Below are 9,194 nucleotides of genomic sequence, written 5' to 3' on the forward strand. Positions count from 1 at the left end.
GTCTACGTTTCGCGATCCGTGAAGGTGGCCGTACAGTAGGTGCTGGTGTTGTTGCTAAGATCTTCGACTAATTCATAACGAATTAAACGAAATCTTGCACTGTTCTTCTTTTTGAAGAAAGTGCATCGAAAAGGGAAGCTTAGGCTTCCCTTTTTCATTTCTAGATTACATTTAGTTATAAGTGTTGAAATAAAAGACGTCACTTTTTCGATTTAAAAACAGAGTTTTACCGACTTTATTTCTTAACGCTTTTACTCACCCCTCTTAACCCTTTGATCTTTTCCTGCAGCGGTAAAATCGTTATAACCAAATATTCTGAGCGGACACCATAATGCGACTGGTAACAAGAACTATTCTTGTTTATATTGTTTGTCACAGATTAGTTTTATAGGTTTTTTGAGTATGTACGTTTGTCTTTGCCATGGTGTCTCCGACAAAAAAATTAGGAAGTTGGCGATAGATGAAGGCGTAACAGATATTAAAGGAATCAAAAAGTGCACGGCATTGGGCAGCCAATGTGGTAAGTGCATCAGACAGGCCAAGGAAATTTTAGCGGAAACTAGTTACACGGAATTTAAACAAGCCAGCTAATTGCTGTAAGTATGCAGTAATTATTTGCCTTACATTTTGACACCTTCTCATTTGCTTCTACATTTAAATGAAGCCAAAGAGGAGGGTTTTGTCATGAAAGGCGATCCAATCATCATTCAACATCTCAATAAAGTGCTCGGTAACGAGCTCGTCGCTATTAATCAGTATTTTCTTCACGCCCGAATGTATAAAGACTGGGGCTTAAAGCACCTAGCAGACAAGGAATATCACGAATCTATCGATGAGATGAAGCATGCCGATCATCTAATTGAGCGTATTTTGTTCCTTGAAGGCCTACCGAACCTACAAGATTTAGGTAAGTTGATGATTGGTGAAGATACCAAGGAAATGCTCGAGTGTGACTTAAAGCTTGAAATGGCGGCTATTCCAGATTTAAAAGATGCGATTGCCTACGCTGAAGACATTCGAGATTATGTGTCTCGAGATCTCTTCCAAGATATTCTTGAAGATGAAGAAGAACATGTTGATTGGCTAGAGACGCAACTTGGCTTGATTGAAATGTCTGGTATTGAGAATTATCTCCAAGCGCAATACGTGGACGAAGAGTAACGATACTTTCTGAGTTTGCATACTCCAATAATAGTAAGAAGAAAGAGCACCTGACTCGAAAATCAGGTGCTTAACTCCGTTATCTGGTCTAATCTCTTTTATTATCGGCTTTTTAAGGATATTGCTCGCAATCTTGCCTATGAAGTTTGATTTCTATCCGATAGAATTTATGCCCCCTTACCTAAAAATAAAAAAGAGAAACGTCCATGTCTGAAGACAACCACCAAGCAGCCACTCCAGAAGAAGAACATCGCCAAAAAGCATTGGATTACCATGCTTATCCAACTCCAGGAAAGATTGCTGTCGAACTGACAAAGCCTGCGGAAACGGCGGGTGATCTTGCCCTTGCTTACAGCCCTGGTGTTGCAGAGCCAGTGCGTGAAATCGCACAAAACCCGGATAACGTGTACAAGTACACTGCAAAAGGGAACATGGTTGCTGTTATTTCTAACGGTACCGCTATTCTAGGTCTAGGTAACCTAGGTCCACTTGCATCTAAGCCAGTGATGGAAGGTAAAGCGTTACTGTTTAAGCGTTTTGCAGGTCTTGACTCTATTGATATTGAAGTTAAGCACCGCACGATCGATGAATTTGTTGATACTGTTGCGAGCATTGCAGACACTTTTGGCGGTATCAACCTTGAAGATATTAAAGCACCAGACTGTTTTGAGATTGAAAAGCGTCTGATTGAACGTTGTGATGTACCAGTATTCCACGATGATCAACATGGTACTGCTATTGTAACGGCAGCGGGTATGCTGAATGCAATCGAACTTCAAGGTAAGAAACTTGAAGATTCAACAATTGTTTGTCTTGGCGCTGGCGCTGCCGCTGTAGCGTGTATGGAGCTTCTGATCAAATGCGGCGCAATGCGCGAAAAAATCTACATGCTAGATCGCAAAGGTGTGATTCACACTCGTCGTGATGATCTTAATGAATATAAGCAGCTATTTGCGAACAATACAGATAAGCGCACACTAGAAGACGTGATTGAAGGTGCAGATCTGTTCCTAGGTGTATCTGGTCCAAACCTATTGCCAGCGGAAGCGTTGAAGTTGATGGCAGATAAGCCAATCGTATTCGCATGTTCTAACCCGGATCCTGAAATCAAGCCGGAACTTGCTCACGCAGTTCGTGATGACTTGATCATGGGTACTGGCCGTAGTGATTATCCTAACCAAGTTAACAACGTATTGTGTTTCCCATTCATTTTCCGCGGTGCTCTTGATGTGCGTGCAAGTGAAATCAATGATGAAATGAAACTTGCAGCCGTTGAGGCGATTCGTGAGCTAGCAAAAGAGCCTGTACCTGAAGCCGTATTGAAGGCTGCAGGTGTTGATAAGCTAGAGTTTGGTGCGGACTATATTATTCCAAAACCAATGGATTCACGTTTGCTACCACGTGTTGCAAAAGCGGTCGCTCAGGCGGCGGTTAATTCAGGTGTAGCTCGTATCGAGATGCCTGAAAACTACATGGCAGAGTAATATATCTTTCAGATGTGATACACAAAAATGGGACGCTATTGCGTCCCATTTTTTATGTCATTCATTTGGCTCGAGGCAAGAGTTATTACCTGAAACCTCTTATCAGGCTTTTTTATTCTTCGTCGAATGACTCAAATTCGATGCCCATTTCCGTCATCAGCGCTTTTACTTCTGTTGGAATATCATCAGGACGGTCTTTACGAAGGTCTTCATCTGTCGGAAGTGGCTGACCTGTGTACGCGTGCAAAAATGCCTCGCATAGCAATTCGCTATTGGTTGCATGGCGTAAGTTATTGATCTGACGGCGAGTACGCTCATCAGTTAGCACCTTTAAAACTTTTAGCGGGATAGAGACGGTAATTTTTTTTACTTGTTCGCTTTTTTTGCCGTGCTCTGCATATGGGCTAATGTATTCGCCATTCCAGTCAGCCATTGCACACCTTCATTTATGTAATCGGTTAAAAATAATTTAGGTGCTGATTTTAGCTGCATTTACCGCCATAAGCAAAGACATATAGACGTCTAGAAGTGTTGACGTCTCATTTTTTGACGAGTAAAGTGAACATAACAGCAAAGGAAGCGTGTTGATCACTTTATGTTACTCATTAGATATAGCGCATTCCTATTTAGAAGTCATTACCCGTGAAAGGATACACCCATGAGCACTCGCAAACCTGCGACCATTGCAGTACGCACTGGTATTGAATCAGACAGCCAATATCATGCTGTCGTTCCACCTATTTATCTTTCCACTAACTATGGTTTTCCTGCTTTTGGTGAAGTGCCCAAGTATGATTACACACGATCTGGTAATCCAAACCGCGGACTGTTGGAAAGTGCGCTATCTGAACTTGAGTCTGGAAAAGGAGCGGTTGTTACTAACTGCGGTACGTCGGCATTAAATTTATGGGTTTCCGCTTTTCTCGGCCCAGATGATCTCATTATTGCTCCTCACGATTGTTATGGTGGTACCTATCGTCTTTTTAATACCCGAGCTAACAAAGGCGATTTTAAGGTTCAGTTTGTCGATCAATCAGACGAACAGGCTTTAGATGCTGCATTGGCACAAAAACCAAAACTCATTTTGCTAGAAACTCCGTCAAACCCTCTGGTTCGCGTAGTGGATATTGCAGCTACTTGTGAAAAAGCGAAACAAATCGGCGCGTTAGTTGCGGTGGACAATACCTTTTTGACACCCGTGTACCAAAAACCTTTAGAGCTAGGTGCGGATTTTGTTATCCACTCCACAACAAAGTACATCAACGGTCATTCGGACGTAATTGGTGGAGTAATCATCACCAACACAGAAGCGCATGCAGAAGAGCTTGCATGGTGGGGTAATTGTATTGGTGCAACGGGCACACCTTTCGATAGTTACATGACACTGCGAGGTATTCGTACGCTTGCTGCTCGTATGAGAGTACATGAAGAGAGCTCACAGCAGGTACTAGCTTACCTACAGAAACAAGCGTTAGTTAAAACTATCTATCATCCAAGCCTGCCGGAACATCCAGGTCACGACATTGCTAAAAAGCAGCAAACGGGCTTTGGCTCTATGTTGAGTTTTGAGTTTGCTGGTTCGTTTGAGCAGTTAAAGGTGTTTGTGAAAGAGCTCCAACTGTTTTCATTAGCAGAGTCATTAGGTGGTGTAGAAAGTTTGATTTGCCACCCAGCATCCATGACGCACCGTGCAATGGGTGAGGAGGCGCTGGCGGAGGCTGGGGTCTCTCATCAACTATTGCGTTTGTCTGTCGGTTTGGAAGATGCACAAGACCTCATCACAGATTTAGAACAAGCGTTCGCTAAAGCTACCCAGTAATAGGAGACGATAACAATGACTGTACAACGTCAGCTGCATAAGTTTGGTGGCAGTAGCTTAGCAAACCCAGAATGCTACTTACGCGTTGTGGGTATTCTCAAGGAGTATTCGACAGAAAATGATCTTGTGGTCGTCTCTGCTGCAGGAAAAACCACTAACCGCTTGATTGAGTTTTTGGAAGGGTTAAGTAAAGATGGCCGAATTGCGCATGAAGCGCTTCAAAGCTTGAGACAGTTCCAAACTGAGCTAATAGAAAGCTTGTTGGAGAGTGAAGCAAAAGAAGAGCTGTTAGCTTTATTACATGATGAGTTCAGTACTCTCTCGGAGCTGACTGCACCACTCACTAATGCGCAAAAAGCCGCGGTACTGGGGCACGGAGAAGTATGGTCTGCTCGCCTATTGGCCGCGTTATTATCTCAACGTTCTATCCCTGCGGTTGCACAAGATGCACGAGCGTTTTTACGTGCAGAAGCGGGAACTCAACCAGAGGTTGATCGCGCTCGTTCATACCCTTTAATTAAAGAGATCCTCGCGCAGCATAACCATAAACGTGTGGTAATTACTGGCTTTATGGCTCAGAACGAGGCAGGAGAAACCATCCTACTTGGTCGTAACGGCTCTGACTATTCTGCAACGGTCATAGGCGCGCTTGCTGAAGTCAGTACTGTCACGATTTGGAGTGATGTTGCTGGTGTCTATAGTGCCGATCCACGTTTGGTGTCTGACGCTTGTTTATTACCGTTACTTCGATTGGATGAAGCCAGTGAACTTGCTCGCTTAGCTGCCCCAGTGCTACACAGTCGTACGCTTCAGCCTGTGGCGCAAAGTACCATGGACCTTAATCTCAAGTGTAGCTATCTGCCAGAGTCGGGTTCTACTCGTATTGAGCGTGTATTGGCATCTGGTCGTGGCGCTAAAATTATTACTTCACTGGATGATGTTTTATTGGTGCAGTTGTCTTTCATGCATGGGCACGACTTCGAAAAAACACAGAGTGATGTATTACAAGCGTTGCAGCGCGCGCAATTAGAGCCATTGGCATTTGAAGCTCAATCCGATCAGCATACGATACGCTTGGCTTACACCGCAGAAATCGCCGGTGGTGCATTGAAACACTTGCAAGAGCTTGCGGTAGAGGCAGAAATTAAGCTAAAAGAAGGTTACTCGCTCTTAGCTGCGGTAGGTGCAGGCGTTACGAAAAACGCCAATCATTGCTTTGGCTTTTATCAGAAGCTAAAGCACTCTCCGGTAGAATTTATCTCTGAAACAGACTCAGGGCTGAGCCTAGTCGCTGTTTTGCGCCGTACTGATACCGAGGCGTTGGTTCAAACGATTCATAGCCAGTTGTTCCAAGCGCAAAAACGCGTGGCAGTGGCTTTATGTGGCAAGGGTAATATTGGTTCTAGTTGGCTAAATTTATTTGCTACGCAAAAAAGTGAGCTCGAAAAACGTCATGGTATGAGCTTTGATCTTGTCGCGGTTGTGGATAGCCAAACCTATTGGTTCGATGAGCAAGGTATTGAGGCGGCGAGTGTTGCTGAACGATTTGATGATGAAAGCATAGCAAACAATGGGGATTGGCTGGCACGTTTGGGAGCGCTTAAAAGCTATGATGAAGCCGTCGTGCTTGATGTTACCGCGAGTAAAGAGTTAGCTCAGCGCTACGTAGAAATCGCACAGCAAGGCATTCATTTGATTTCCGCTAACAAAGTGGCCGGTTCCGCAGATAGTCAGTACTACCATCAGGTTCAAGATGCATTCGCTAAAATTGGTCGTCATTGGCTATACAACGCAACGGTTGGTGCTGGGTTACCGATAAACCATACCGTGCGAGATCTTCGTGAAAGTGGGGATGAAATCGTCGCTCTATCGGGTATTTTCTCGGGGACGCTATCATGGCTGTTCCAACAGTTTGATGGTTCTGTGCCATTTAATGATTTAGTCGATCTTGCTTGGCAGCAAGGGTTAACCGAACCTGACCCTCGTTCTGATTTAGATGGCTCCGATGTAATGCGTAAGTTAGTCATCTTGGCTCGAGAGTCGGGCCTAGATATAGAACCAGACAGCGTTAAAGTTGAGTCTTTGGTGCCAGAAGAATTAAGAGAACTGAGCTTAGATGATTTCTTCGATAATGGAGCGTTGTTGAGTGAAATACTTCAAGAGCGTCTGACAAAAGCACAGAGAAACGATCAAGTGCTTCGCTATGTGGCGCGTTTAGAAAAAAATGGTAAAGCAACGGTGGGAGTCGAAGCGTTATCTCGTGAGCACGCGCTCGCCAACTTATTGCCATGCGATAACATTTTTGCCATAGAGAGCAAGTGGTACAAAGATAACCCTCTGGTCATTCGAGGACCAGGCGCAGGCAGAGAAGTGACAGCCGGCGCTATTCAATCCGACCTCAACCGATTGGCTGGTTTATTTTAAAGTTGCGATTGACCTAAAAACCCTGGAATTAATCCAGGGTTTTTTATTCCCCTATCAGTGCCATATTGAAGTCATAACCCGTGCAAAATGGCGAGATGATGCTCAAGTAGAAACTTGAACTATCTTCATTATTAACTTGAGAAAAATTCATAATTACAAGGTTGACATTAAATCGTATTCAATACATTCTGTAGACATATAGACGTCTAAACGTCGATTTTAAGGATTTGTTTTCGTGGCGGAGTGCCGCAGGGAGAGTAAGATGGGATATACGCACGCAGGCCATATCGACGCCTTGAACCAGAATATTGCTGAGTTATCAGATAACATCAATGTATCGTTTGAGTTTTTTCCGCCAAGCAGCGCTAAGATGGAAGAAACACTTTGGAATTCAGTGCACCGTCTTAAAACGCTTCAACCTAAATTTGTTTCTGTGACTTACGGTGCGAACTCCGGCGAGCGTGACAGAACACACTCCATCATTAAAGAAATTAAAGCAACAACCGGATTGGTTGCCGCTCCCCATCTCACTTGTATTGATGCGACTCGTGAAGAGTTGATTAATATTGCCGATGATTATTGGAACAATGGTATTGAAAATATCGTCGCTCTGCGTGGTGATATTCCTCCAGGTGGCGGTGCGCCTGATATGTATGCCTCGGATTTGGTTGAGCTGCTGAAATCACGCCACGATTTCGATATCTCCGTTGCTGCATTCCCTGAGGTTCACCCTGAAGCTAAAAGCGCTCAGTCTGACTTATTGAACCTAAAACGTAAGGTAGATGCAGGTGCAAACCGTGCTATTACTCAGTTCTTTTTTGACGTTGAGTCTTACCTGCGATTCCGTGACCGTTGTGTCGCAGCAGGAATTGACGTAGAAATTGTGCCAGGAATTTTGCCTGTATCGAACTTTAAGCAAGCGTCTCGCTTTGCGGCACAGAACAACGTGAAAGTACCAGGGTGGATGAGCAAACAATTCGATGGCTTGGATGATGATCCGGTGACTCGCCAGCTTGTAGGAGCTAGCCAAGCTATTGATATGGTGCGTGTGCTGAGTCGTGAAGGGGTTAAGGATTTTCACTTCTATACACTAAACCGTGCAGAGATGACTTACGCGTTATGCCATACGTTGGGTGTTCGTCCTCGCGCAGTAGTCGGTGCGTAAATCTGGTTTCAAAAAGATAAAAGGCTTGCCAAGTGGCAAGCCTTTTTCGTTTTATCAAAGCAAAAGGAGTTTAACCAATCACTTCAAGTTCAGTTAGAACTTCTTCTGCCCAAGTGATCCAAGTTTCACGTAACAGAAGGTTACGGCGAAGCGTTAGACGTTCTAGGCGAGCTTGTTTATCTAAAGTTGACGGCGTTGCGTAGTAAGCCGCTTCAATTTCTTTGTAGTGAGAAACCAGTTTGCGAGACTCTTCAACTAGCTCGGCGAGTTGGTCACGGAATGGAGCCGCAGGTTGAACGGCACATGCCATCAATTTCGCTGAAAACTCATCACGAACTGTTGGGTGTGCAGTTGGTTGATCAAACCACTCTCCCAAAGCGCTGCGACCAGCGTCTGTAATAGAGTAAACCTTGCGGTCTGGTTTGCCTTCTTGGGGTTCTAATACGCAAGTAACCAGTTCTTTCTCAGCCATTTTGTTGAGTTCACGGTACACTTGTTGGTGGCTTGCTTTCCAGAAGTAACCGATGCTAGCAGAGAATTCTTTAGTGATATCGTAACCGGTTGCGTCGCGAGTGCTAAGAACAGTTAAGATTACGTGTGGTAATGACATGTCTTCAATCCAAATGGTCAATAAACTTGTAAACAAGCTACTTATACTTTCAGCTGCGCTCTTACTGGCACTTGAGTTTTTTAATGTATAAGTAGCACCAACAATGTTGGTCCTGTCACCTTAAAGCCGTTTATCACCTAGAGCGATGGGGAGTCCCATCAAGGCTGGAGCAGGTATGATTGGATTTATGAGCTCTCAGCAGGCAAGTAGTATATAAATAATAAGCATGAAGTGGAATAGTAGGACAAAATTACCCTAAAAAACTAACATAATAATCAATAGTGTTAGATTGTGGTTTTTTATTCTTTTATTTTGGTATTTTTTGGGTCTATTATGGTTTATTTAACTGCTTTTGTTTTGGTGCGATTATCCTGTGATAAAAAAAAGCTGAGCATTTGCCCAGCTTTTTATTAAAAATGTGTGCCGTCCTAAATAAGGTTGACACTTTCCCCCCAAAAAATTGGAGAGTGTTATGAAATCAACAACTAAAAGAACTCAGCGCGATTACTCCCTCGCTTTTAAACTCACTGT

At 43.9% G+C, this 9,194-nt stretch carries 8 protein-coding genes and 1 pseudogene; 7 read left to right on the plus strand and 2 right to left on the minus strand.

Annotated elements, in window-relative coordinates:
• From R7Q46_RS24245 to R7Q46_RS24260, 4 genes and pseudogenes are all read left to right on the plus strand, one after another.
• Positions 1 to 71, plus strand: a pseudogene (locus tag R7Q46_RS24245) (elongation factor Tu); the annotation flags it as partial.
• 331 nt (positions 72 to 402) lie between these two features.
• Positions 403 to 591 (plus strand): (2Fe-2S)-binding protein, encoded by a 189-nt coding sequence (locus R7Q46_RS24250; RefSeq protein WP_005381360.1) that lies wholly within the window; start codon positions 403 to 405, stop codon positions 589 to 591.
• Between the two features lie 93 nt (positions 592 to 684).
• On the plus strand, positions 685 to 1,161 hold the full coding sequence (bfr, locus tag R7Q46_RS24255) for a bacterioferritin (protein ID WP_005381359.1): 477 nt from the start codon (positions 685 to 687) through the stop codon (positions 1,159 to 1,161).
• 206 nt (positions 1,162 to 1,367) lie between these two features.
• Positions 1,368 to 2,645, plus strand: coding sequence for a malic enzyme-like NAD(P)-binding protein (locus R7Q46_RS24260; protein WP_005381358.1), 1,278 nt, complete (start codon positions 1,368 to 1,370; stop codon positions 2,643 to 2,645).
• 112 nt (positions 2,646 to 2,757) lie between these two features.
• Here the strand turns inward: R7Q46_RS24260 and metJ are convergent, their stop codons facing one another.
• Positions 2,758 to 3,078 carry a met regulon transcriptional regulator MetJ gene (metJ, locus tag R7Q46_RS24265; protein ID WP_005381353.1) on the minus strand — a complete coding sequence of 107 codons (321 nt, stop codon included), beginning with the start codon at positions 3,076 to 3,078 and terminating at the stop codon, positions 2,758 to 2,760.
• Positions 3,079 to 3,303: 225 nt separating this feature from the next.
• Between metJ and R7Q46_RS24270 the strand changes: the two genes are divergently transcribed.
• The 3 genes from R7Q46_RS24270 (at position 3,304) to metF (ending at position 8,053) form a co-directional block, all read left to right on the plus strand.
• Positions 3,304 to 4,464 carry an O-succinylhomoserine (thiol)-lyase gene (locus R7Q46_RS24270; protein ID WP_005382793.1) on the plus strand — a complete coding sequence of 387 codons (1,161 nt, stop codon included), beginning with the start codon at positions 3,304 to 3,306 and terminating at the stop codon, positions 4,462 to 4,464.
• Positions 4,465 to 4,479: 15 nt separating this feature from the next.
• On the plus strand, positions 4,480 to 6,888 hold the full coding sequence (locus R7Q46_RS24275) for a bifunctional aspartate kinase/homoserine dehydrogenase II (protein ID WP_213872099.1): 2,409 nt from the start codon (positions 4,480 to 4,482) through the stop codon (positions 6,886 to 6,888).
• Positions 6,889 to 7,150: 262 nt separating this feature from the next.
• Positions 7,151 to 8,053: a methylenetetrahydrofolate reductase gene (gene metF, locus R7Q46_RS24280; RefSeq protein WP_005381345.1), complete on the plus strand. Its 903-nt coding sequence runs from the start codon at positions 7,151 to 7,153 to the stop codon at positions 8,051 to 8,053.
• Positions 8,054 to 8,123: 70 nt separating this feature from the next.
• Here metF and R7Q46_RS24285 read toward each other — a convergent pair whose 3' ends face one another.
• Positions 8,124 to 8,663, minus strand: a complete 540-nt coding sequence (locus tag R7Q46_RS24285) for a PadR family transcriptional regulator (RefSeq protein WP_005382791.1) — start codon at positions 8,661 to 8,663, stop codon at positions 8,124 to 8,126.
• Between the last annotated feature and the right edge of the window lie 531 nt (positions 8,664 to 9,194).

It is taken from the genome of Vibrio sp. 811 (genome assembly GCF_033339195.1).